The sequence below is a fragment of the Pseudomonas sp. LBUM1640 genome, from assembly GCF_059716225.1.
In genome coordinates this window covers 3138937-3164404 of the sequence record NZ_CP166816.1, presented here as the reverse complement: position 1 = coordinate 3164404, position 25468 = coordinate 3138937, and the positions used below count along the sequence as shown (strand labels likewise).

The window sequence follows — 25468 nt, the reverse complement described above, 5'->3', positions numbered from 1 at the left end:
ACCCCCTTTTTTCCAGGACGATGCCATGACTCTGACGGGCAAGATGCTGATCGGTCAGCAAAGTATCGGCGGCCATCGCGAAGCGATCCGGGCCATCAACCCCACCACCGACACCCCCTTGGAACCCGCCTATGCCGGTGGCAATGGCGAGCATGTCGAACAGGCGTGCGCCTTGGCGTGGGCTGCGTTCGACACTTATCGCGAGACCGCGTTGGCTGATCGCGCCACGTTTCTTGAGGCGATTGCCGACAACATTGAAGCCTTGGGCGATGCATTGATCGACCGCGCGGTGGCCGAAACCGGCCTGCCGCGCGCGCGTATTCACGGCGAACGCGGCCGCACCTGCGGGCAGTTGCGCACCTTCGCCCGCACCGTGCGCGCCGGTGAATGGCTGGATGTGCGCGTGGACACCGCGCAACCTGAACGCCAGCCGCTGCCGCGTGCAGACCTGCGTCAACGCCATGTGCCTCTCGGGCCGGTGGCGGTGTTTGGCGCGAGTAATTTCCCGTTGGCGTTCTCGGTGGCGGGCGGCGATAGCGCCTCGGCACTGGCGGCCGGTTGCCCGGTGATCGTCAAGGCCCACAGCGCCCATCCCGGCACCAGCGAGCTGGTCGGTCGCGCAGTGGCCAAGGCCGTTAATGACGCTGGTTTACCGCAAGGCGTGTTTTCGTTGTTGTACGGTTCCGGTCGCGAGGTGGGCATTGCGCTGGTCACCGACCCGCGTATCAAGGCCGTCGGGTTTACCGGCTCGCGCAGCGGTGGCGTGGCCCTGACCCGGGCGGCGCAGGCGCGGCCGGAGCCGATTGCGGTGTATGCCGAGATGAGTTCGATCAACCCGGTGTATCTGTTTCCCGCCGCGCTGCAGGCGCGGGCCGACGGGCTGGCGCAGGGGTTTGTGGCGTCGTTGACCCAGGGCGCCGGGCAGTTCTGCACCAACCCGGGCTTGGTCATTGCCGTCGCCAGCAGCACACTTGAGCGCTTTATCGCCACAGCGAGCCAGCTGCTGCCAGGTTGTGCGGCGCAGACCATGCTGACGCCGGGTATTTTCAGTGCTTACCAAACCGGTGTGGGCGCGCTGGCAGACCATGCCCAGGTGGTCGCAACAGGCGCAGCGGCCGCAGGCCCTAACCAGTGCCAGGCGCACCTGTTCGTCACCCAGGCCAAGGCGTTTTTGGCCGATGAACACCTGCAAGCGGAGGTGTTCGGCGCCGCTTCGTTGGTGGTTGTGTGCGCCAACGACGAAGAAGTACGCCAGGTCTCGGAACATTTGGAAGGCCAACTGACTGCCACTCTGCACGTGGATGAGAATGACCTGGCACGCGCCAAGGCGTTGCTCCCGGTGCTTGAGCGCAAAGCCGGGCGCTTGCTGGTCAACGGCTGGCCGACCGGCGTGGAAGTGTGTGACGCCATGGTCCACGGCGGCCCTTTCCCCGCCACCTCGGATTCGCGCAGCACTTCGGTCGGCACGGCGGCGATCCTGCGTTTCCTGCGCCCGGTGTGCTATCAGGACTTCCCGGACAGCCTGCTGCCTGGCGCGCTGCAACACGACAACCCGCTGCGGTTACGGCGTTTGCTCGACGGCCAGAGAGAGGCTTAGGCCATGCCAGATTCCAACACTGGCGATATCGCCGTGGTCGGCGCCGGCATTATCGGCGTTGCCTGCGCCCTGCAATTGGCGCGACACGGCCAGTGCGTGGTGGTCATCGACCCGCAGGAGCCCGGCATGGGCGCCTCGTACGGCAATGCCGGGCACCTGGCGACCGAGCAGGTGTTTCCCATCGCCGATGTGTCGATCCTGAAGCGCCTGCCCGCAATGCTGATGGACCCGATGGGCCCGCTGCGCCTGGACTGGAGATACCTGCCCCGCGCCCTGCCCTGGTTTGTACGCCTGCTGCTGAACCTGCGCCCGGCCAACTATGGGCGCACCGTGGCGGGTATTCGTGCGCTGAATGAAAGCAGCCTGGGCGCCTGGCAACGCTTGCTGCAGGTGATTGACCGCCCACACCTGTTGCGTGAAGACGGCTCGTTACTGGTGTTTGAACGCGCCGAATCGCGCGAGGCCATCGATGCATTGCAACAGCGCATGCAGCAACAAAACGTGCCGGTGGAGTTCTGGTCGAGCACTGCGGTGCGCAAGGCCGCGCCGCAGTTGAGCGAGGCAGTACAAGGCGGCTTGTTTTTCCCCAGTACCGGGCATTTTCTCGACCCGCACAAAGTGGTCTGCGAATTGGTCGCAGCAGCCAAGGCCGAAGGGGTGCGGTTTCTCAAGCAGCGCGTTTTGGATGGGCGCCTGACACTGGATGGCGTGTCGTTGATCACCGATCAAGGCCCGCTCACCACGCGCCAGGTGCTGATTGCCTGCGGCGCACATTCGGCCAAACTGACTGCCGCACTCACCGGCAAAACCGTGCCGCTGGACACCGAGCGCGGCTACCACTTGATGCTGCCCCAGGAGCAACAACGCCTGCCCTTTGCCGTCACCTCATGGGAGCGCAAATTCATCATGACGCCCATGGCCGATGGCCTGCGCCTGGCCGGCACCGTCGAATTCGCCGGCCTCAAGCGCCCGCCGAACATGCAACGCGCCTGGCAACTGCACCGGCTGAGCCAGGGGTTGTTTCGCCACGACCTCAGCGCGCAAGGTGCCACGCCGTGGATGGGGTTTCGCCCTTCCCTGCCCGACTCGCTGCCGATCATTGATCGGGTGTGCGACGGCAAAGTGCTGCTTGCGTTTGGGCATCAGCATCTGGGGCTGACGCAAGCGGCGGTGACGGCGGAGATGGTGGTGCAGTTGGCTGCTGCCAACACCACACTTTCCGGCCTACCGGCGCTTGCGCCGTATCGCTTGGATCGATTTTGAGAAGACCTAAGGCCAAGGTGGGAGCTGGCTTGCCTGCGATGGCATCACTTCGGTGTAACTCAAAGACCGAGTCGTCTGCATCGCAGCGGTGCGGCGATCCAACAAGCCAGCTCCCACATCCAACCTGCTTCGGTTGGCAGGCTGTATGCCTTGGCTGAAAGTTGAGCCACAAAACAGAGGGTTCTCCCATTCAATCAGTCACTGCTCCAAGGCACGGTGCATGGCGCACGCAAAAATCAGAAATGTCCGGCGATGTGAGTAGGAACGCTTTCACAGGTCCCCGCCTGTTCGCCACAACCCAGCTGGAACACAGGTTTAGCGCGATAGCATTGTGCCAAATACGTGGTGCTTCTGGCGGTGCGCCGCCCACATTCGCCCTGCGTAAACATCAGGTCACGATTCATCCGGTCCAAGGCAAAAAGTAGCTGATAAAACCAACGCAACTCTTTGCGTGCGAGACCGCTGCCATGAAAAAAAAGCCCTCATCCGCCGCCTCCAATGCCTGGTGTTGGGTTGGCAAGCTGACGCCACCGTTGACACTGCTGACAGCGTTGCCTCGTTCGGCCTTGCTGGCCTCGTTCAGCCAGCGTGCAAGGAGCCCTGTGGTGCTGGTGATCGCGCCTGCCGGCTTCGGCAAAACGACGCTAATGATGCAGTGGCGCCAAGCCCTGCTGTCAGCCACACCCCCTGCGACCATCGCCTGGCTGTCACTGGATGAGGCCGACGGCGACCCCAATCGCTTCTTGTCTTACCTGATCCTGACGCTGGAACATGCAGGCCTTGATCTTGGGCACCTTTCAAGCCTGGCGCACGCGCAATCACTGGATATGCAGCCGGAGCGCACGATCACTGCCTTGCTCCAGGCAATGGCGCGTGAAAACCGAAGAGTCACCCTGTTTCTTGACGACTATCACACGGCGTCAAACCCTAAACTCGACCCCATCGTTCAATCGCTGCTGGAACAGGCCACGCCATGGCTCGATTGGGTGGTCAGTGCCCGGCAACGGCCTGGCTGGCCCCTCGCGCAATGGAAAGCCAACGGTTGGGTGCACGAAATATCCGCCCAGGCATTGACGTTAACACCCGCCGAGACCGCGACCATCCTGGGCCCCGAAATACCGACCGCAGAGCTGCATGAGCTGCACGAAAGAACAGAAGGCTGGGCGGTGGCCGTGCAACTGGCCAGGCTATGGCGCGGCAGTGGCGAGACATCGCTGTATGGCTTGAATGCGTTCTCCGGTCGTGTCACCGACATGGCCGATTACCTGACCGGGCAAGTAGTGCAGCGTCTGTCCGTTGAATGCCAGGCGTTTGTGCGGGACATGGCATTGCTGCAGCGCTTCAACGCCGAGCTGGCCGACGCAGTACGTGGCCGTAGCGACAGTGCGCAATTGCTAGCGCAGCTGACGCATCTGGACGCCCTGCTCGTACCTCTGGATGCCGACCGTCAGTGGTTTCGTCACCACCGGCTTTTCCAGGATTTTCTCAATCAGAACATTGACGCCAAAACCGCCCACAACATCCTTCAGGCGGCAGCTCGATGGCTGGCACAGGAACGGGACTGGTTGCAAGCGATCAGCTATGCATTGCGCGCACACGACATCCGACTGGCCGTGGACCTGCTGATACAAGCCGGCGGTTGGGAGCTGGTACTGCACAACGGTATCCGCTACTCAGAAAGCCTGCTGCGCCAATTCGACAAAAAAACCCTCGGCACCGAACCCGACCTTTTGCTGCTTCAGGTGTATTTACACGCCAAGCTCGGTGAACACGCGCTTGCCAGCCAATTGCTCGATTTGGCAAGGGACCGCGTCCAGGCAGACCGACGACTGGCGCGAGGTTTTCATGTGATCCAGGCGTTGGCGAATGTCTACGTCGATCGCTTCGAGCTGCTCCATTGCGAAAAAGAGCCAGACGACAACCTGCTCACCGCTGCGACGCTGGAGTGCATTTATGCCATTCAGGCCATGAAGCAGGGGCAACTGCCCGAGGCCCTGCAACGGGTCCGCTCGGCACATGTCAAGATGCGTGCGGCCGCCAACCCACGGGGTGAGAATTACTGTCGAATCCATGAGACGCAAATCCTCGCCTTGGCAGGTGATATCCATCTGTCGGCGCAGTTGGTCGACGCCACGGTGACCATTGCCGACACCCAATTCGGCAGCGAGAGTTCCGTGAGAGCTGTGGCGGGCTGCCTCAAGGCGCAGCACCTGTATTGGCGAGGCGCCTGGGCCGAGGCAACACCTTGGCTGCGCGACGGTTGGGCTTCTCTCAAGCACACCGAAGGCTGGCTGGATGTCGCCGCCGTGACCGCCGAAGTGGCATGGCGCACCTCACTGCGCAACCTTGGCCTGCAGCCGACCTTACTGGAACTTGCCCAAGTGGGCCAACTCGCCACCGCGCGCAACTGGCAGCGCTTGACCGGCTTGGTCAACGCGTGGCGAGTCGATCTGCTGGTGCAAGCCGGCGCCTTGACGCAAGCGCGTCAGGAGGCCGTCGCGAATCATCTGGAAAGCGCCGCGAAAAACCTTGATGACTGGCGCAACCATGAGGCCGCCACCTTGGCACTGGCCAGGCTGCAGTTCGCAACGGGGGCATCCGCTGACGCACTCAATCGCCTGCAACAGGCGGCCAGAAGCTTTCAGGAGCGCGGCTTGCTGCTGCCAGCCTGGCGCCTGCAACTGCTCGCCTTGGCGGCCCACGGCAAAGGCCATCGCGCTGAGCAAAGCGGGATTTTTGCAGCGATCCCGGCCCAGGCATTGCCCGGCCTGCTACTGGAAGCCGGGCCTTGCATACTGCCCGCGCTGGAAGCCTGCGCCGACACCGCACACCGCCAACACGCGATCATCACCCGCCTGCGCGGGTGGCGCGCCCACCCTGTGCGCTCACGTATGTCTTTCAGTGCCAAGGAGACACAGATCCTTACCTTGCTCGTTGAAGGCCAGTCGAACAAAGCCATTGCGCTGGCGATGGATATTTCCGAAAACACCGTGAAATTTCATCTCAAGCACGTGTTTACCAAGCTCCGTGTCGACAGCCGCACCGCCGCCACGGCCGCCGCGTTGCGTCTGGGCCTGCTCGACGCGCCGCATTGACCCACCAACCTACCCATACGGGTAGTCGACTCGCCCAAATCTCCATCACCTACCCGCCCTGCTCGTAGCCTGCGCCGAGCAGCGCGCCCTAGCATCCGTCAACGCCAGCGAGAGACTCTCGCCTGGCTCCCATGACAACGTAAGTACAGCAGGAGATGCCCTGTGGGACAGGACGGCAAAACAGTGCGCGTGGCCACCGATGTCGGCGGGACCTTTACCGACCTCGTGTATTTCGAACATGACCCGGCCACCGGCGAACAGACGATTCGTACGGCCAAGGTCGACACCACCCCACCGAACTTCGCCCAGGGCGTGCTCAATGTCATCCGCAAGGCCGACGTGGATTTGGCTACGGTAGACTTCCTGGCCCACGGCACCACCGTGGTGATTAATGCGTTGACCGAGCGCCGTGGCGTCAAGACCGGGCTGATAACCACCCAGGGTTTTCGCGATGTGCTGGAAATCGCCCGCGCCAATCGCCCGGACTACTTCAACCTCAAATGGGTGAAGCCAGCCCCGTTTGTGACACGCTATTTGCGTCGCGAAATAACCGGGCGCCTGCACACCAACGGCCAGGAGCGCCAACCCCTGGACCTTGCCCAAGTCGCACCGATCATCGAAGCCTTTCGCGCCGACAACGTGCAAGCCATTGCGATCTGCTTGCTGCACGCCTATGCCAACCCGGCCCATGAACAGGCCGTGCTGGAGGAAGTACGCAGGCTCTGGCCGCAGGTCTCAGTGGTGGCTTCCCACCAGATCACCCGTGAATGGCGTGAGTACGAGCGCACCAGCACGACGGTACTGTCAGCCTATGTGCAGCCCATTGCCGCACGCTACCTCGATGACCTGGCCAGCGGTTTGCGCGACGGCGGCTACAAGGCACCGCTCTACATCATGCAATCGAACTGTGGCATCGACAGTGTGGAGCATGCGCGGGAAACACCGATCACCATGGTCGAATCCGGCCCGGCCAGTGGGTTTTGGGCGGCTGCCGAACTGGGGCGGCTGATCGACGAGCCGAACGTGCTGGGCCTGGACATCGGCGGCACCACCGCCAAGTGCGCGCTGATTCGCAAAGGCCAAGTGTCGATCAAAACCGACTACTGGATTGAGCGTAACCGGATCAACGCGGGTTACCCGATCATGGTGCCCGTGGTAGACCTGGTGGAAATCGGCAACGGCGGCGGCTCCATCGCCTGGGTCGATGACTTTGACAAACTGCACGTCGGCCCGCACTCCGCCGGCGCGGTGCCGGGCCCCGCCGCTTATGGCAATGGCGGCACGCTGATCACTACCACCGATGCCAACCTGATGCTGGGGCGGATCAACCCGGAATACTTTTGCGGCGGCAATGTGACGGCCGACCTGCCAGCCGTCGTACGCGGGCTGAACACCCTGGGCCAGCGCCTGCAGTTGCCGCCTGATGAGGTTGCGCGCGGCATCGTGCGCCTGGCCAACGACAATATGGTCAACGCGTTGAAGCTGGTGTCGTTGAGCCGCGGCCACGACCCACGAGAGTTGACCTTGATGGCCTTCGGCGGCGGTGGCGCCATGCATGCCGTTGCACTCGCCCAGGAATTGGGTGTGCAAAAGGTCATCGTCCCGCGCAGCGCCTCGGTGTTCTCGGCCTGGGGCATGACGCTCTCGGATTTGCGCCGCGACCTGTTTATCAACCGATTTGTGCAGGCCGCCTACTCCATTGAGCTGGAGCAGGCCCAAGTGTTTCTGGATTCGTTGACGGCGGCCGCCCGCGAACAGTTCGTCGAGCAGGCCATCGCGCCGGCGCACGTTAACGTTGAGGTGTATTGCAAGCTGCGTTACCAGAACCAGGAGCATTCAGTAGAAGTGCTGCTCGGCCCGCACGAACGCCTCGACGCTGGGTGGGCCGTGATCGAACAACGCTTCCACCACCTCTACGAGCAGCACTACACCTATTGCCTGCAAGCGCCCGTGGAGATCATCGGTTTCCACTTGGTGGCCATCGCCCAGATCGGCAAGCTGGCTCCGCAGGCGCTGCCGATGACCGGCCGCTTGGTGAGTGAGGCCTGCAAGGGTCGGCGACGCGTCGACTATGCCCAGGAAGGCATTCACGAAGCGAGTCTCTACGACTATGCATTGCTCGAACCCATGATGACCTTTTCCGGCCCGGCCATTGTCGAGGACGCAGGCACCACCGTGGTCGTACACCCCGGCAACCGCGTGCAGGTGGATCGCCTGGGCAACCTGCACATCCTGATCAACGGCTGAAGGAGTAGCGCCATGAGTACCCTCGATATCTTTACACGCGACATCATCCAGAATTCGCTCCAGGCCATCGCCGACGAAATGTTCACCGCCATGCGCAAAGCCGCCATGAGCCCGGTGATCTACGAAGTGCTGGACATGGGCACGGGCATCACCGATGCCCAGGGCGAAATCGCCAGCTCCGGCGCAGGTATTCCGGCCTTTGTCGGCGTGCTGGACAAAGCCGTGAAAAAAATACGCCAGCATCATCCGTTGCCGAGTGACATCCAGGAAGGCGATGTTTTTATCAGCAATGACCCCCATGACGGTGCAGTGACGCATCTGAACGACGTCGTGTTGGCCATGCCGGTGTTCGCCGACGGCCATCTGGTGGCCTGGACCGCCAACATTGCGCACTGGAATGATGTGGGCGGCCGAGTACCGGGTTCGTTGTCGACCGACGCCACGGATATTTTCCAGGAAGGGTTGCGCCTGGCCTCGGTCAAGTTGATCAGCCAGGGCCAACCGATCCGTTCGGTCTTGCAGATTTTGCGTGCCAACACGCGTATGCCGGACTTTATGGAAGGTGACTTGTGGGCGGGCGTTGCCGCCGTTCGCGGTGGCGCAGTGCGCTTGCGCGAACTCACGGAGAAATACGGCACGGACCTGTTCTTGCTGGCGATGAAAGACTTCATGGATTTGGGCGAGAAAGTCTCGCTGAAGGCGCTGGCCGCATTGCCTGCCGGGCAGCTTAACCTTGAGGAGCTGCAAGATGACGGCAGCGTGTTCAAGGTACGCATTGATATTCGCCACAGCGAACTGGTCATCGACCTGCGGGAAAACCCCGACCAGTGCCAGGGGCCGACCAACCTCAGCCGCGACGGTGCGGTGGTGGCGGCGCAAATGGCGTTCAAGGCGTTGACGGCGCCGCAAGGCATTACCAATGGCGGCACGTTTCGCCCGCTGCGGGTGCTGACACGCCCGGGCTCGTTGTTTGACGCGCTGCCGCCGGCCGCCGAGGGTTTTTATTTCGAGAACCTGATTCGGGTGCATGACCTGATCTTGTGCTGCCTCGCCCAGCAATTTCCCGAGCGCTTGCCCGCGGGCAATTTCGCCTCGGTGTGCGCCACGATCATTGGCGGCGTGCACCCGGACACCGGCCGCCCCTTCACGCTGGTCGAGCCGGAAATCGGCGGATGGGGCGCCGAGCCCGGGCGCGACGGCAACAACGCCGTGTACTCCGGGCTGCATGGCGAGACCTATAACTGCCCGGCCGAAATCTGCGAGGCCCGCTATGGGCTGTATGTGGAGCGCCTGGCACTGAACGACGAGCCCGGTGGGCACGGCCAGTTCCGAGGTGGTCGCGGCGTGTGCATCGACTACCGGATTCGCGCCGATGACAGCTTCATGACCTGCGGCTACACCCGCTCGGTCATCCCGCCCTGGGGCCTGGAGCAAGGCGGCGAAGGCACGCCCAACTACGTCGAAGTGATCCGCACAGACGGTCAGCACGAGCGCTACTGCATGGCCAGCGGCGTTGCCCTGAAGGCCGGTGACCTGGTCAGGGTGCGCACCGGCGCGGGCGGAGGCTATGGCCCTGCACGCCTGCGCGACCCAAACGCTGTTCGCGAGGACCTGAAAAATAGCTACATCGACGCCGATACAGCGCGCTCGGTTTACGGCCTCACGCTTTAGCCCTGGGGCGCGTTGTGCGCCCTGACGCTCGGCCTACCAGAACAACAACAAAAAGAGAGCACCACTATGAAGCTGCAACACTCGTCGCGCTTAAGCGTAGCGCCCGCGCTTGCCCTGATTTTGGCTTTCACCCCCACCGCACAGGCTGATCAGTTCATCGGTTTCGCCCAACCGGGCCTCCCCGGAAAGTGGGCGCTGGAATCTTTCCCGGTGTTCAACCGCACGCAGAATGGCGACGTGCGAGCGGGCAGCAATACCGTCCTGACGTACTTCTCCGAAACCGGTTTTACCGGCACGCAGCGTGATCAGTTGCAAATATGGGTGGGCGCCGATGCGGGTTACATCGGCCGCAGCGGCACACGCAACAATGGCGACTGGGGTATCGCCTCGCCCAACCTGGGCCTGGCTTACTACTACAACGTGGTGCAGCCCACCAGCGAGTACGGAGCCGATGATTTCACCACGTTCTGGGTCAACCCCACGCTCTCGCTGGAGTTTCCCAATGGCAACGATGAAGGAACCGGTTACGGTGCATTTGCCAACCGTTATGGTGCCAGCTTCAGCGTCGCCAATTATCTGCGCGTAGGGCGCTACGCCGCCACGTTTACGCCGGTTGGCATTCATTACGCCTCGCGTAATCGTCACTCAACCGACCTTGGCAACGGCGACCCCACACGGCTGCAAGGCGGTGTCAGCCTGTGGTTTGCCAACATCGCCGCCGGGTATTTGGTCACCGATGACTTATGGCTCGGTGTGCACCACGCCTATCACATCAACAACCGCACGGCCTCGGACTTCAAGGAGTCGCGTCAAGGCAAGATTGGCCCGGCAATGACCTACACGGGTTTCAGCAAACAGGGGCTCTATCTGTCGAGCAACCTGAACGTTGACTACTACCACAGCGACAACCTGCCCCGTTCCAATAGCTTGACCATGGCGCTGGTGAAGTTTTTCTAGCCCCCCTCAAATCCACTATGAGGAATACCCTATGGACAGCACTACCCGTCTGCTCGAACCCCATGACATGCCGGTTATCGTGCGTTGGCTCAACCCGATTGGTTGCCCGACCTTCGACGCGCCTATCGCCGAGTTATTGCACGCTATCAAACAACCTTCCACCGAAGTTGAAGTGGTGTCGTTCGACCTGAACCCAAGCCCCACCCACCTGGAATACCGCGCCTACGAGGCACTCACCTATGAGCGCAGCGTGCGCATCGCCCGCGATTGCGCGCAGTCGGGTGTGGATGCGTTGGTGCTCGGCTGTTTTTACGACCCGGCCTTGGCGGATGCCCGTGAAATCTCCGGTAAAACCCTGGTCGTCGGGCCTTGCCAGGCGAGCCTGCAGGTGGCTGCACACTTGGCCAATCGTTTCTCGATCATTGTCGGGCGCACCAAGTGGATCGAGCAGATGCGACGCCTGGTGCAGAGCTACGGTGCCGGCGACCGGTTGGCGTCCATGCGACCGTTGGGCATGGGCGTGGACGAGTTCCAGCTAGACCACGCGCTGACCCGCCGCAAGATCATCGAGCAGGCCCGGCGTGCCGTCGACGAGGACGGCGCCGAGGCGATCATCCTCGGCTGCACGATTGAATTCGGCTTCTTCGAGGAAGTGCAACGGGAGGTCGGCGTGCCGGTGATCGACCCGGTGGTCGCGGCCTTCAAAGTGGCCGAAGCCATGGCCGGGATGAAGCGCAGGTTCGGCTGGCGGCCGAGCCGAGTGGGCAGTTGTGAGCCGCCACCGGAAGCCGAAATCGAACGCTTCGGTTTGTTCCAGGGCCCCGCCCCCATCGGCAATCGCGTCAGAGCCTAAGCCTAAAAAGGATAGCCACCATGAGTGATATGCCCTCCACGCTTGAAAACACTGCGCCACTCGATCGCAACGTCGGTGACGTGTTCAGAGACGTGCCACTGACGCGCAGCCATTTGCGCTGCTGCCTGGTGTTGTTCTGTGTGTTTGCGATTGAAGCCTGGGAGATGATGATCATCGTCTACACGGCGCCGCTGATTGCTGCGGATTTTGCCCTGGATGCACTCGCGGTCGGCCATCTGATCGGCGCGATGTTCATCGGTATGCTGCTGGGCGCCTTGGCCTGGGGCAAAGTAGCCGAACGGATTGGGCGCAAGCGCGCCATTATCTGGAGCCTTGGCACCTATGGCGTGATCTCCCTGGGCAGCGCGTTTGCACCGGATTATTCAACCCTGTATGCCCTGCGGTTACTGTCCGGGGTGGCAGCCGTGGGCATGATAGTGGTGACCTTTGCGCATTTTCAGGAACTGCTGCCGGTACGCCAGCGCGGAGCGTTGACGGTGTATCTCGCCTCGGGGTGGCCAATCGGCATGCTGCTCGCGCTGGGTGCCACGGTGTGGCTGCTGCCGTACGGTTGGCGCGCGATTATCGTGCTGAGTTCACTTGGCGGGTTATGGGCGATTGCCGTAGCGCGTTGGGTGCCGGAGTCGCCTTACTGGCTGGCGTCCGTGGGGCGTCAGGCAGAAGCAAAAGCCGCCATCTTTAGCTTGAGTCGGGGCGCGGTGCTGATTCCGCAAGCGTGTGAACTGCAGGTTGATCGCACGACGTCCGGCCACCAGCGCGAGCTGTTCAGTGGCGCCCTGCTCAAGGTCAGCCTGCTGCAAATCACCGTCAACTTCACGTTTTCGTGGGGTTATTGGGGCTTGCAAACCTGGCTGCCGACCTTGCTCCAGCAGCGTGGCTTGAGCCTGCCGCAAAGCTACGGTTTTATTGCCTTGTCGGCGCTGTGCATGATTCCGGGATACATGGCCGCGTCGTATTTGACGGGGCGCCTGGGGCGTAAAAAAGTCGTCGTGGGCTTTATTGGCGCCTCGGCGCTCGCCGGTTACGGCTTCGCCAATGCCCAGAGCTTGGAGATGCTTTACCTGAGCAACTTCGCCCTGGCTTTTTTCAGCCTCGGCGCCTGGGGCGTATGGGGCACCTGGGTCAGCGAGTTGTACCCGACGGCCCTGCGCACCGTGGGCTATGGCTGGGCCATATTCGCCCAGCGCCTGGCGAACGTGGCGGCGCCGTCGCTGATCGGTGCGCTGATCGCCTATGGCTCCTCGTTCAACCTGACCACCACCCTCATCAATGGGTTTCTGCTGATCTCGATGCTGCTCGCCGCCTTCATCCCCGAAACGGAAGGCGAGGCATTGCGCTGAAGCCGCACGGTTTCAGCGTCGAATCCGACTCGCCCAACGGCGCGCGGCTGGCAGCCAACGCCAGCAGATCCGGATTGAATACCGACCCTGGACGGCTCCCGATACCTCTCGGGAACCCCACATTCATCTTGGAAACGGAGTTCCCATGCCTAACCCACCCTCGCCAAGCAGTTTGGTTTTTGCCATGCAGCGCGGACCTTTTCAAAATAACGGCGCGTCGCCGTGGTATTGCATGCTCAACCTCGGCACACCGGGGCAATCGTTGAAGTTCTGCATTGATTCAGGCACCAACATCAACTGGATCACCTCCACGCTCTGCCCGGACGATCAATGCGTGCATTTCGCTGATGGCCGGTTTGACATTCAAGCGTCCAGCACCTTCAGCTTTACCGATTGCCTGAGCCGGCCTTACAGCTTTGGCCCGTGGGGCACGATGCAAGTCGAGTCGGCCGCAGACGTGTTGACGACGCCTGCAGATGCTCACTTGCACACCCAGTTGTTGTTGGCCACCGCCTATGACGGTGAGCAATTCCAGCAGCTCGACTGGGACGGCGCGCTTGGCCTGCCGAGCAGCAGCGCGTATGTGGACGGTCGCAATTCGTTTGTGCTGCAGACGTTGATGCGCGAGGGCCAACTCGACCCTGCCTACCCTTTTGTGGCCTTTGACTGGAACAGCCATGAGCGCAGGGGCAGCTGCCGAATGGGCGCCGTCGACCCATCGAAAACCCAAGGCCCGCAGCTGTTTCTACCGTGGTCGGCCTACACCGCCTTGCCGGGCGTGGAATACATCTGGTCAACCGACCTCAAGTCATATTCGGTAGGCACGGAACAACTGGCGTACGACATCAAGTTCGCTATCGACTCCGGCTCTTCGCGGTTCAAGGGCGATGACACGCTGATGCGCCAGACCCTGGCCCGCATTGCCCTGGGCGATCAGCCCGAGGTTGTACTGGGGTTCGCCGACGGTGAAATAACATTGGGGGCCGACCTCTACAATTGCCTGATCGAAGAAGGTCCGCAAAAAGGCCAGGTGTTGCCGCAGTTCAATCCACTGGGTCTGCACGACTTGGTGCTGGTGGGCTCGGTGGTGATGGAGTACTGCTACACGGTGTATGAGTACCACGTGGTGAAATGCTCCAACACGGTTTATTCGCTGGCCCCGGTGGGCGTCTGGCTATTCAATCGCGCCGATGGCCCGCAGATCATCACGCGGTCTTCATCCAGGCGCTTCGTGCCCGGCAAACGTACTGTGCTCAACAATGAAGTCATGCCAACGCGCACCGCCTCGGTCGCAGGTACGTGGAAGAACGACTATGGCTCGGTAATGACCCTGCACATGTCAGGGCAACACGTGCAGGGCATTTATCAATCGTCGACAGGTTCCAGCGGGCGTTACCAGGTGATCGGGAGCTCACCAGGGCCAGGCGCCACGCCCGCGCTGAACCAACCCTTGGCGTTAGCCATTGAGTGGCACGACGTTGACGAACACACGCAGGATCCCAGTTGGCACTGGGTCTCCGGCTTAAGTGGCCAGCTGAGTGTTACCGACACAGGCGATGTGCTGAGCCTCTCGCACCTGTTGGTCGCGTCGAGTGATTTTCCTGACTTGGCCAGCCGAGGAAACTACCTCGACAAGCTGGTTTATCGCCGAGTGGCGCCGCAACCGCACGTCAGTCCCGATGCTTGCATTGCATCAATGCCGCTCGAAAACGATTTGGCGGGCGAGTGGGTCGCGGGTGACAAAACCACCCTGGCACTGACGGTTGAGTCTGACAGCCAGCATCGTTTCGGGCGTGTGAACGGGCTCTGCATGTCGGGCGGTGTCGTCGCCGAAGTCGCCGGTTTTACCGATATCAACGCCGTCGCGAGCGAGCTTGCAGTTCAATCGGTGAGTTTAACGGTAACCGATACGCAGGCCGGCACGGTTTCGGCACTCTGCGGGGTATTGGATCGGGCGGCGAAAACCCTGAATCTGTTGGTGCTCGCAAGTTCGCCTGTGGCCCCCGCACAGGCTTACCTGGCGACGAAAATTTCGTCGTTAAGCTTCACCCGCGCTACTTCACCAACCGTTTTTCCTTCGACGGGCGATATCCGAAATACGCGCTGTAGCATTTACTGAAATGGCTCGGCGACACAAACCCGCACGCCACCAGCACATCCACTTGCGACAGCTCGGTGTGCTGCAACAAACGCCGCGCCTCGGTGACGCGCAGCTCCATGTAATAGCGTTGCGGTGTAGTGCCCAGTTGCTCCTTGAACAGCCGCTCCAGCTGGCGCCGGGAGCGGCCGGCATAGACGGCGAGTTGGTCCAGCTCCAGGGGTTCTTCGAGGTTGGCGTCCATCAGCTTGACCACTTCGCGCAGCGGCGCGCTGACGCAGACGTTTTCCGTGGGTTTTATGCGCCGGTAGCGCGACTCTTCGAACGACAGGATGTCTTCAATACCTTCGACCAAGGCTTTGCCATGCAGGTCTTTGATCCAGTTCAGGGCCATGTGAAAAGAGCCCGAGGGGCTGGAGGCCGTCAGCCGGTCGCGGTCGATCACATAAGGTTCACTGGTGGCCTGGGCGGCCTTGGCGACTTCCGCCAACGCCGGGCGATGTTCCGGGTGAATGGCGCAGCGGTAGCCCTGCAACAGCCCGGCGCGACCGAGGAACCACGCGCCATTCCACAAGCCAGCGAGGCTGACACCCTGTTCGGCGGCGGTGCGCAACAGCTGGATGAGTTCTTCGCCGGCTTTGAGCTCGGTGCGAAAGCCTCCGCAGATAACCAGCAATTGCAGGTCGGGCAGCGCTGAGAGTTGCAGGCGTGCGTCGGGGCGGATCACCAGGCCCAGGTCGCTGATGACCTCGCCCTCGCCGCAACCGAAGGTCCGTGTGGCAAACAATTCGGGACGCAGCAGATTGGCGGTGATGAGGGTGTCGAGGGTCTGGGTGAATGCGGGCAGGGAGAAGTGTTCAAGCAGCAGGAACCCGACACGCGTGGCCGCCGCCGTCTGCTGGGGGGGTTCATTCAGGTAGCGCAGGTTCTTGCCCTTCATGCCACCGCTGAACTGGCGTCTTTCCATCGAGGCTTAGCCCACTCTTATTATTGATGCCGTGGGCGCCATCTTAGAGGATTGCGGCGCCAAATCGACGAAAACGTGGCATCCAGTTATCCAGGATCTGCGCCGAAGCCAGCACATGATGCGCACGGCCGATCAGCAGCCGACGCGGCACAAACCCGATGTAGCGTGAATCTGCGCTGTTATCGCGGTTATCACCCAACATGAAGTAGCTGTCGGCCGGCACCACGACGGGACCAAAATCGCGCAGTGCACGCACCGCCGGCATAAATTGCACGGTGCGCTGGCTGGTGTTCGCCCGCTCGGTCAGCTTGATACCCGGCACAGATTGGCCAGGTAGAAGAGGCTCGTTGATGGCCTGCTCATCCGAGTAGCTGGCCGGCACACCGTTGATCCACAGCACCTCGTTCTTCATTTGCAGGGTGTCGCCAGGGATGCCGACGATACGCTTGATCAAGCGCACACCGTCTTTGGGCGAGGTGAACGTCACCACGTCACCCCGCTGCGGGTTATCCAGCTTGAGCAGCGAAATATCCGTGAGCGGCACCTTGAGGTCATACGCGACGCGGTTCACCAGCACTACATCGCCTTCTACCAGGGTGGGACGCATGGAGCCGGAGGGGATCGGGTTCCAGTCGGCCAGCGAGGTGCGGAACACCCCAAAACACAGCCAGAAAATGATGGCGTAACGGTATTTGCTCAATAGACTTCGCATACATCCTCGCACAGCAAAAGCGGCGCAGAGCAGGCTCCACCCAGGCCACGGTCATTTTTTGAAACATTCATGCTTGCCGGTGAAGATTACATTAAGGCACGCCCCTATACCCTCACGCACAGGCATTGAGGGCTGATCTTCATAAACCTGCCCGCGTCTCAAGCCCGCAGTTAAGCCGTCACGGCCCCATCTGATACGGTTTTTTCTTTGCTATCTGCGTCTGTATCGAAAACTGCCTGGGGCGGAGAATAGGCCCATTCCCGACACCCTTGAGCGCGGCAGGAATGTTCTTGCCGCCCCCTTCCCTTCGGAGGCCTTATGACCAAGATGGCACTTTTCCTGTTCGGCTTTTTAGTGCTGACCATCGGCATTGGTTTGCTGGCGACTATCTCGCCGGTCTAAGTTGCCAACGGTGCTGGCTATTTCAATGAGTAACCAGCATCGGGTACAGCGACAGCACCAACAACCCCGCCATCGACCCATTGAACACTCTCACCCAACGCGGCTCGCGCAACACATTGCGCAAGCCGGTGCCACACCCCACCCAGACACACACGCTGGGCAAATTGACCAGCGCAAACACCAGAGCGATCACCAGCACATTGGTCACATAACCCTCGGCTGGCGTATAGGTGGTAATCGCGCCCAACGCCATTATCCACGCCTTGGGGTTGACCCACTGGAACGCTGCCGCGCCAAGGAAAGTCATCGGCTTGCCGTGCTCATCGCTACTGTCGGACATGCCGCCCGCGGTCGCGATTTTCCACGCCAGGTACAGCAAATAGGTCGCGCCCACATAACGCAGCACCGTGTAGGCCCACGGGAACACCTTGAACACTTCACCCAAGCCCAGGCCGACCGAAATCACCAACAGCATGAAGCCAACGCTGATCCCCAGCGCATGGGGCATCGAGCGGCGAAACCCGAAGTTCACCCCCGAGGCCAGCAACATGGTGTTGTTGGGCCCTGGGGTGATCGAGGACACAAAGGCGAACAGCACAAAGGCCGACAGCAGGCTGGTAGACATGAACATGACGCAGTATCCGAGCGGCGAAGGTATACCTGCGACAGTAGTGGGTTCTGGGCCCACTCGCCCCGTACAGCTAAGGGCGGATAGAGGAATACACTTTGGCCTTGTCGAGCAGTTCGCGACAGTGTTCGGCGGTTTGTTGCGTAGCCTCCACCATCGGCAGCTGCCCTATTCCGTCAAGAATGACCGGGCACGCATGGGGAATGCCCGCAAGCCAGGTTTGCGCACTGGCGAGGATCACGGTTTCTCCGACAGTGGCGATGAGATTGCTTTCACTGATCGGTATACTTGGTCACGTTGCTTGAATGTGCTCTGAACACATCACAAAAGGAGCAGGGATGAATGTGATCAGGTTCTTACTGATTATGCTGTTGGTGCCATTCGGTAGCGATTTGGGTTTCACCTATGAAAAGCCGCGCCGGGTGTTCACACGCAAGTTTGTAGCACTCTGTGTGATGGTGGCGGTGCTTGAGTTGCTGATCCTGAACGACATCTACACCAAATAACCCCGCCTCCCCGGTTTAAAACAGTTCCCGATAACACGCCGGGAACCGTTTATCCGGCTGACAACCTGCGTCACTCAGTTTTGTGGGCGTTGCTTGGTGGAGTCCAGTTCGGCTTTTTTGGCCGTGGAAATTTCTGTGATCTGCGCAGACTTGGCGATCGCCAGGTCGAACGTGTCCTGCATTTTCGCAATGGCGTCGGTCGCCGTGCCCTTGAGCCCACCGTTGGCAGCCCAATCAAAGTTCCACACCCCGGACAGGTTGTCGGCGCCGGCTACGTCGTGGGTTTCGATGGCGGTAAACACGTCAGGGTGTTTTTCCATGTACTTGGCAGCGTCGGAAACGTCGGTGGGCACCTTACCTGAGGCATTGTTGGCCAACTGCGTCAGCTCCTGCTTGGTGATGGCCGACTTGCCCGACTGGCGCATGTAATCGGCGATAACCTTACTGGACTTGGCAATGTTCAACTTGTCGTCGAACGTAGAAGGCGAGGACTTTGGCGTGTTCGACCCGCCGGACGCGGGCGTTACGGTAGTAGACATCGGCGCTGCTCCCTCAATGGAACGAATGAAATCGTCGTGCTGACGATACCCCGACGCGGACGTTAGCATGGGCAAAGGGCCATTCCCCATGCTTCACAACATTTCACAACGGCAGGCCGATTTTCGCAGCGTTTTCCGGGCCTTCCCAGCCGCTGTCAGTCGTACTTCGGTGGCGGCGGCGGTGGTGTCGGCGCCCTGGTCGGTCGCACGTTTCGGCTCTTGCCTGAATTGACGTTGATCGCATCACGCAAATACTTGCGGTCTATGACAGGGGCCTGAGTTGGCTGTTGATCATTCATTGTCTGCCTCCGATTTTGACTTCAAAAACTCTACCCATTGCACGTCTGCATTAGCGACAAGCAATCGAGCGGTATCCTGTACCTCAATAATCTCGCCCTCCACCAGCCACGCCGGAAAGCCCATCAAAAAATGCCCCACTTGAGGGTCGACGGGCCAAACATCGGGATAACCCATCAAGCGCCGACCGTCCTTCATATGCAGCACAACCCATTGATCAAGGTTTCGCGAAAATGCGAGCGTCCATTCGCTGACCGAGGCTTTTGACGTAAACCCCAAGCGCCTGGCCACTCGGTAAAGCGCGTCGTGCTGAGATAGAAACGCAAGCGTCAAACCCATCATCACCGCCAAGGTCACTGACCAGGCGGTGCCTGTCCGGGTGGTCCAGTGCCCAAACGAATACCAGCGGCCGAAGAACAGGCATAACGCCTCAAGACTTTCCACCAACACCTGGATCACACCCGTACAGATCAACGCCTGGAGGACTCTTTCAAAGTGACTGGGTTTTATGACGTCAGCCAGCCAGTAAAAAATAGCCGTGGCCACAAAGCCTGATATCAAAGACTGCACAATCGGCAGCACTTCGTTGACGATCTCGTTCATTCCATTGCCCGATCAATCTCCAAGTCAGCTCACAGGGTAAGCAACGAACCGGCGTCTGAGTGCAGGCCATCAGCGGAAAAACGCAGTTAGGGACATTTCGTACGACACTTCGCGAACTTACCCGGGATAACAACCACGCACGCACCTGAAGTCACCGGCTGCTGAACTCACCCCTTACGCAGGTAAGCAAACATATGTGGCACATAATCCGCCTTGCCCAACGGCACACCGTTATGGCGCAGGATGCTGTACGCCGTCATCAGGTGAAAATAGAACTGCGGCGTGGCCCAATTAACCGCGTATTCGTCGCCGGTCATCTCAAAGGCGATGCCGCCGGGCAGCTCGATGGCGATTGATGCCTGCGCTCGGCGTTCAATCAAGGCGCGATCAGCGCCTGCGAGGTTTTCCAGTGTGTGGTCGATCAGCGCAACCGCCGCGCTCATTGTTGCCGGTGTCTCCAGCGTAATCACCGCATGCCCACTCAGTCGGTCGACCGCCTCCCGCGCCTGGGTGCAGGCGTAGCGAACCTGGGTCGCCAGGGTGTGCATGTCCGGTGCCAGGCGTGAATCGAGCAGGTTTTGCGGGTCGAAGGCCAGCGCCGCAGCGTGCGCCTGGCCCTTGGCAAGCAGGCCTTTAAGCGAGGTCAGCATCTGCGCGAAGCAGGGAACCGTGGTGGTATAGACCGACATCGTGACTTCCTTGCAGGGGGTTAAAAAATGCCATCAACTGGCGTGCACGCCTCGCTGGCTCACCAGCCCTTCCAGTGTAAACCGTGCCTGCATCAGCACCACGTCCCGCACCAGCTCCATTTCCTTCTGGCTCACCTCGGCCCACTTCAGCGCTTCGAGCAACTTGGGCTTCTGCACCCGGAACGCCAGGCCTTGGGTGAACAACGCCATCGAGTGAATCACCGTGCGCTCGTCCTCTACGGCAAAACCGGCCAAGCGCGCGATCAGTTGGCGGATAACCCGGCCAATCCGCGCCTTGAAACGGTCTTCAAACGCCGTCGTCGCGCTTTCCGGGCATAGACCGGCTTGGTGGCGATCAAGAAACGCGCGCCACGCCGTGGTCTGCGGGCTGTCCTGGATGGTCGACACAACCGTGCCGAGGATACCCAACGACACCTCGATCAAGGTTTTATCCTCAGCCTCAAGATCGGCCAACGCGCACTCTGCGGCTTCCACGCAAGGCCTCATCTTGCGCCATAGCAGCGCGATCAAGTGCTCGACGCACTCCAGGTACACGCCTTCCTTGCCATCGAAGTAGTACTGGATCGCCGGTGCATTGACCCCGGCCGCCGTGGCGATGTCGCGGGTGGACGCGCCGTCGTAGCCGCGCTCGCCAAACACCACGACCGCCGCCTCGACAATACGCGCGCGGGTTTCTTCGCCACGCTGATAACCACCTTCGGCGGCAGGTTTATGTCGTGCCATGTGCAGCTCCTTTCGAATACCGGATCAAAATATACCAGTTGACAAAAATTCGCGAAAAATAGAATTTATTCCACCCGTTATAAATCTGGAGTGACCCGATGTCCGCTGCACTGCCCTCCCCTCAGGTCATTCCTGAAGACACCGTCAACGGCCAACGCGGCAAGGCGCGACGCATACTCCTCACGATTGCCACCGTCGCGCTGTTGATCGGCCTGGGCTGGGGCGCCTGGTGGTGGCTGACCGGGCGCTTTATCGAAACCACCGACGACGCCTATCTGCAAGCTGACAGCATCAGCGTGGCGCCAAAAATCAATGGCTATGTCGCCGACGTGCTGGTGGGCGACAACCAGACCGTAAAACGCGGCGACGTGCTGGTGCGCCTGGATGCGCGCAAATACCAGGCCGTCAGCGACGAAGCCTCGGCGACGATTGCCGCGCGCACCGCCGACTACGCCAAAGCCCAGGCCGACCTGGTGCAGCAGGACTCGACCATTGCCGAAGCCCGCGCCCAGCTGCAAGGCGCCGAAGCCGATGCAAAACACGCGCAGACCGAAGTCGCCCGCTACGCACCGTTGGCACGCTCCGGCGCCGAGCCGCAAGAACGCCTGGCACAACTGGATAACCAACTGGCCCAAGCGCGCAGCAGCGTGGCGGCCAAACAGGCCGCCTTGCGCTCCAGCCAGACCCGCTACGGCACGCTTGAGGCGCAGCTCAAACAGGCCCAGGCGCAACTCGGCGTGGCCAAGGCCAGCGAAGCGCAGAGCCAATTGGACGTGGATGACGCCGTGATCCGCAGCCCACTTGACGGCCGTGTGGCGGATCGCGGCGCGCGTGTCGGCCAGTACGTACAACCCGGCACGCGCTTGCTGACGGTGGTGCCGATCAGCGCGATTTACCTCACCGCCAACTACAAGGAAACCCAAATCGGCGAAATGCGCCCCGGCCAGTCAGTCATCGTGCATGTGGACGCGCTGCCCGGTCGCGACCTGCAGGGCTATATCGACAGCCTCTCTCCCGGCACCGGTGCGCAGTTCGCGTTGCTGCCACCGTCGAATGCCACCGGCAACTTCACCAAAATCGTGCAGCGCGTACCGGTGCGTATCGCCCTGGATGTGCCGGATGACGTGCGGATGGCCTTGATGCCTGGCCTGTCGGCGACCGTTGAAGTGGACACCCGCACCCACGCTGCGGATGCCAACCATGGCTGAGGCGCTGATGAGCGAGGGGGCCGCACAGAAACCGCGCAACGCCTCGCTGACCGACTGGATCGCCGTCGCTGCCGGTGCACTCGGCGCCTTGCTGGCGACGCTGGACGTGTCGATCACCAACTCGGCACTGCCGCAGATCCAGGGGCAAATCGGCGCGACCGGCACGGAAGGCACGTGGATCGCCACCGGCTACCTGATGTCGGAAATCGTCATGATCCCCCTCGCCGCCTGGCTGACGCGCGTATTCGGTTTACGCCGATTCCTGATCGGCACGGCGCTGATGTTCAGCGCCTTTTCGATGTTCTGCGGTCTGTCGGCCAGCCTCGGTGCGATGATCGCCGGGCGCATCGGCCAGGGCTTTGCCGGCGGCGCAATGATCCCCACCGCACAAACCATCGTGCGCACGCGCCTGCCGCCGCACCAACTGGCGATTGGCACGACGCTGTTCGGCATGACCGTGATCCTCGGCCCCTTGCTCGGCCCGGTCATCGGCGGCTGGCTCACGGAAAATATCAACTGGCGCTGGTGCTTCTTTCTCAACCTGCCCATCAGCATCGCGCTGATCACCCTGCTGATCACCGGCCTGCCAACTGAACGCATGAACCTGCAACGCTTCATCAGCGCCGACTGGCTGGGCATCCTCGGCCTTGCCATGGGCCTCAGTTCACTTACGGTGGTGCTTGAAGAAGGCCAGCGCGAACACTGGTTCGACTCCCTGCTGATCTGCTGGCTGAGCATCGCCACGGTCACCGGTTTCTTCCTGATTGCGGTCGGGCAATTTCGGTCAAGTACGCCAATCCTGCGCCTGCAACTGGTGCTCAACAAAAGCTTCGGCAGCGTGCTGTTGATCGGCACCGCCGTTGGCGCGGGGATCTATGGCACGGCGTACCTGGTGCCGCAGTTCCTCGGCATCCTGTCCGGCTACAACGCCCAACAGTCCGGCTCGATTATGTTGCTGTCGGGTATTCCAGCCTTCCTGCTCATGCCGATTCTGCCGCGCATGCTTGGCCGCTACGACCTGCGCTGGATGGTCGGCGCCGGGCTGTTGCTGTATTGGGCCAGCTGCTTTGTCGACACCCAACTGACGGCCGACAGCGTCGGGCACGACTTCGTCTGGTCGCAGCTGCTGCGCGGTTTCGGGCAGATCCTGGTGATGATGCCGCTGAGCCAATTGTCCATGCGCTCGGTGGAAACCCGCGACGCCGGGGACGCTGCCGGGCTTTACAACATGTCGCGCAACTTGGGCGGCACCCTCGGCCTGGCCTTGCTCGGCGTGCTGATGGACCGGCGCAGCCACTTTCATGACGACAGGCTGCGCGAAGGCATCCTGGCCAACAGCCAATTGGCTCAGGACCACATGGCCAGCAGCACCGCCAGCTACCTGGCGCAAACCGGCGACGCCTCCACGTCATCGTTGCAGGCGTTGGCCCAACTCGCCAACGACATCGCCCGACAGGCCTCGGTGATGGCCTACAACGACTCGTTTTATGTCCTGGGACTCGCGATGCTGGCGTGCCTGCCCCTGATCTTCATCCTGAAAAAGCGCACGGTACAACGATGACTCTTCGCACCTTTCCCCTCCTCCTCAGCGTTGCGCTGCTGTCTGCCTGCACCGTCGGCCCGGACTACCACGGCGCGCCCGATGTCGCGCCAAAAACCCTGGCGGCCGGGCACTTGCCACACGCCCAAAGCAGCGCGCAAAACAGCCCTGCTGTCGCGCAATGGTGGCGGACCCTGGGCGATGCGCAACTCAACGCGTTGGTCGAGCAAGCCCTGCAGAACAGCCCGGACATCGCCACCGCCCAGGCACGCCTGAGGCAATCGCGTGCCAGCCTCAGCGGCGCGCAGGCCAACGCGATGCCCAAGGTCACCGGTGACGCGGCGATGCTCAAACTGCGCTCACCCGACACCTCGGCACTGGGTGGCAACAGTGGCGGCGGCCGAGGCCCGTTGAGCCTGTACCTTGCCGGCTTCGATGCCAGCTGGGAAGCCGACCTGTTCGGCGGCACCCGCCGCGCCGTCGAAGCCGCACAAGCAGAAGCCGACGCCTCTCAAGCACAACTGGCCGATGCCCAGGTGCAATTGGCTGCCGAAATCGTCCAGGCCTACACCGACCTGCGCGACCAGCAAGCGCGCCTGGCGCTGGTGGAGGCCAGCGTCGACATCGAAAACCAGGCCCTGAACCTGACCCAGCAACGCCGTGACCGTGGCGTGGCCTCCCAGTTGCAACTGGAACAGGTGCTCACCCAGGCCGAAAACACCCAGGCCCAACGCCTGCCGCTGCAAGCCGCCATCGTCGAATCCCTTGACCAACTCGGCCTGCTCTGTGGCCTGGAACCTGGCGAACTGGATGGCCAACTCGCCACCGCGCGTGCCCTTCCCGCCATTCCCGACTCTGTGCCGGTTGCCGACCCAGCCGCGCTGTTGAAGGCACGCCCTGACATCCGCACGGCCGAGCGAAAACTGGCCTCGAGCAATGCGCAGATCGGCGAGAAAACCGCCGATTGGTTCCCCAAGCTGAGCCTGATGGGCGACCTGTCATTCTCGGCCGGCGACCCTGGGCACTTGGCGCGCAAGGACAACGGCACGTGGCTGATCCTGCCCCGTATCACCTGGAACGCATTGGATTTCGGCCGCGTTGCCGCCAGCGTCAAGGGCGCCGAGGCCGGGCGTGACGAGGCGCTGGCGCAGTACAAGAGTGTGGTGCTGAGTGCGTTGCGGGATGCGGACGTGGCGTTGGCGCGGTACGGCTATCAGCGCCAAAATGTGCTGCTGCTACGCAATGTCGAATCTTCGGCGGTGCGTGCGGCCGACCTGACACGCCAGCGCTATCGCGCAGGCACCGCAAGCACGCTGGATTGGCTGGATGCGGAACGCACACGGTATCAGGCTCAGGAGAGCCGGCTATCGGCAGATGCAGAGTTACTGAAGGATTTTGCCTCGCTGCACAAGGCGCTTGGGCTTGGCTGGACGCTGTGAGCCGACGACTGCCAGGAAATCAACTACCCTGAGCCTGCATTTTGTCGGCTGA

At 61.5% G+C, this 25468-nt stretch carries 21 protein-coding genes; 13 read left to right on the top strand and 8 right to left on the bottom strand.

Going from position 1 to position 25468, the window contains the following annotated elements; genetic code table 11:
* Nucleotides 1-25: 25 nt before the first annotated feature.
* From ACA065_RS14275 to ACA065_RS14235, 9 genes are all read left to right on the top strand, one after another.
* Entirely contained in the window at nt 26-1597 is a 1572-nt protein-coding gene (locus ACA065_RS14275) for an aldehyde dehydrogenase (NADP(+)) (RefSeq protein WP_497695066.1), read from the top strand.
* Between the two features lie 3 nt (nt 1598-1600).
* Entirely contained in the window at nt 1601-2860 is a 1260-nt protein-coding gene (locus tag ACA065_RS14270) for an NAD(P)/FAD-dependent oxidoreductase (protein WP_497695065.1), read from the top strand.
* A gap of 467 nt (nt 2861-3327) precedes the next feature.
* Nucleotides 3328-5955 (top strand): winged helix-turn-helix domain-containing protein, encoded by a 2628-nt coding sequence (locus tag ACA065_RS14265; protein ID WP_497695064.1) that lies wholly within the window; start codon nt 3328-3330, stop codon nt 5953-5955.
* A 162-nt stretch (nt 5956-6117) separates the two neighbouring features.
* The gene (locus ACA065_RS14260; RefSeq protein WP_497695063.1) at nt 6118-8202 is read left to right on the top strand and encodes a hydantoinase/oxoprolinase family protein; all 2085 of its coding nucleotides are present in this window, start codon (nt 6118-6120) and stop codon (nt 8200-8202) included.
* Between the two features lie 12 nt (nt 8203-8214).
* Nucleotides 8215-9873: a hydantoinase B/oxoprolinase family protein gene (locus ACA065_RS14255; protein ID WP_497695062.1), complete on the top strand. Its 1659-nt coding sequence runs from the start codon at nt 8215-8217 to the stop codon at nt 9871-9873.
* Nucleotides 9874-9939: 66 nt separating this feature from the next.
* Complete coding sequence (locus ACA065_RS14250; RefSeq protein ID WP_497695061.1) at nt 9940-10830, top strand: hypothetical protein; 891 nt, start codon at nt 9940-9942, stop codon at nt 10828-10830.
* Nucleotides 10831-10861: 31 nt separating this feature from the next.
* Nucleotides 10862-11683, top strand: a complete 822-nt coding sequence (locus ACA065_RS14245; protein ID WP_497695060.1) for an aspartate/glutamate racemase family protein — start codon at nt 10862-10864, stop codon at nt 11681-11683.
* Between the two features lie 20 nt (nt 11684-11703).
* Nucleotides 11704-13044 carry an MFS transporter gene (locus ACA065_RS14240; RefSeq protein WP_497695059.1) on the top strand — a complete coding sequence of 447 codons (1341 nt, stop codon included), beginning with the start codon at nt 11704-11706 and terminating at the stop codon, nt 13042-13044.
* A 145-nt stretch (nt 13045-13189) separates the two neighbouring features.
* Nucleotides 13190-15163, top strand: a complete 1974-nt coding sequence (locus ACA065_RS14235; protein ID WP_497695058.1) for a pepsin-like aspartyl protease — start codon at nt 13190-13192, stop codon at nt 15161-15163.
* Here ACA065_RS14235 and ACA065_RS14230 read toward each other — a convergent pair.
* The 4 genes from ACA065_RS14230 to ACA065_RS14215 all read right to left on the bottom strand — a co-directional run bounded on the left by ACA065_RS14230 (nt 15099) and on the right by ACA065_RS14215 (nt 18092).
* Nucleotides 15099-16082, bottom strand: a complete 984-nt coding sequence (locus tag ACA065_RS14230) for a GlxA family transcriptional regulator (protein WP_497695350.1) — start codon at nt 16080-16082, stop codon at nt 15099-15101. The genes ACA065_RS14235 and ACA065_RS14230 overlap by 65 nt on opposite strands.
* 70 nt (nt 16083-16152) lie before the next feature.
* Nucleotides 16153-16821, bottom strand: a complete 669-nt coding sequence (gene lepB / locus ACA065_RS14225) for a signal peptidase I (RefSeq protein WP_497695057.1) — start codon at nt 16819-16821, stop codon at nt 16153-16155.
* A 424-nt stretch (nt 16822-17245) separates the two neighbouring features.
* Complete coding sequence (locus tag ACA065_RS14220) at nt 17246-17854, bottom strand: LysE family translocator (protein ID WP_497695056.1); 609 nt, start codon at nt 17852-17854, stop codon at nt 17246-17248.
* Between the two features lie 70 nt (nt 17855-17924).
* Entirely contained in the window at nt 17925-18092 is a 168-nt protein-coding gene (locus ACA065_RS14215; RefSeq protein WP_497695055.1) for a hypothetical protein, read from the bottom strand.
* A gap of 97 nt (nt 18093-18189) precedes the next feature.
* Here ACA065_RS14215 and ACA065_RS14210 point away from each other — a divergent pair, with 97 nt between their 5' ends.
* Entirely contained in the window at nt 18190-18357 is a 168-nt protein-coding gene (locus ACA065_RS14210) for a hypothetical protein (RefSeq protein ID WP_497695054.1), read from the top strand.
* Between the two features lie 74 nt (nt 18358-18431).
* Here ACA065_RS14210 and ACA065_RS14205 read toward each other — a convergent pair whose 3' ends face one another.
* The 4 genes from ACA065_RS14205 to ACA065_RS14190 all read right to left on the bottom strand — a co-directional run bounded on the left by ACA065_RS14205 (nt 18432) and on the right by ACA065_RS14190 (nt 21229).
* Nucleotides 18432-18896, bottom strand: a complete 465-nt coding sequence (locus ACA065_RS14205) for a hypothetical protein (protein ID WP_448654331.1) — start codon at nt 18894-18896, stop codon at nt 18432-18434.
* A 291-nt stretch (nt 18897-19187) separates the two neighbouring features.
* Nucleotides 19188-19796, bottom strand: a complete 609-nt coding sequence (locus ACA065_RS14200) for a DUF6338 family protein (RefSeq protein ID WP_497695053.1) — start codon at nt 19794-19796, stop codon at nt 19188-19190.
* Between the two features lie 167 nt (nt 19797-19963).
* Complete coding sequence (locus ACA065_RS14195) at nt 19964-20485, bottom strand: DUF1993 domain-containing protein (protein ID WP_497695052.1); 522 nt, start codon at nt 20483-20485, stop codon at nt 19964-19966.
* A gap of 33 nt (nt 20486-20518) precedes the next feature.
* On the bottom strand, nt 20519-21229 hold the full coding sequence (locus ACA065_RS14190) for a CerR family C-terminal domain-containing protein (protein ID WP_497695051.1): 711 nt from the start codon (nt 21227-21229) through the stop codon (nt 20519-20521).
* Between the two features lie 98 nt (nt 21230-21327).
* On the opposite strand from ACA065_RS14190, the gene ACA065_RS14185 reads away from it, so the two are divergent.
* From ACA065_RS14185 to ACA065_RS14175, 3 genes are read left to right on the top strand one after another with little or no spacing between them, the layout of a single operon-like run.
* Nucleotides 21328-22437, top strand: a complete 1110-nt coding sequence (locus ACA065_RS14185; RefSeq protein WP_497695050.1) for an HlyD family secretion protein — start codon at nt 21328-21330, stop codon at nt 22435-22437.
* The gene (locus ACA065_RS14180) at nt 22430-23998 is read left to right on the top strand and encodes a DHA2 family efflux MFS transporter permease subunit (protein ID WP_497695049.1); all 1569 of its coding nucleotides are present in this window, start codon (nt 22430-22432) and stop codon (nt 23996-23998) included. Before ACA065_RS14185 ends, ACA065_RS14180 begins: the two co-directional genes overlap by 8 nt.
* On the top strand, nt 23995-25416 hold the full coding sequence (locus ACA065_RS14175) for an efflux transporter outer membrane subunit (RefSeq protein WP_497695048.1): 1422 nt from the start codon (nt 23995-23997) through the stop codon (nt 25414-25416). Before ACA065_RS14180 ends, ACA065_RS14175 begins: the two co-directional genes overlap by 4 nt.
* Nucleotides 25417-25468 lie beyond the last annotated feature (52 nt).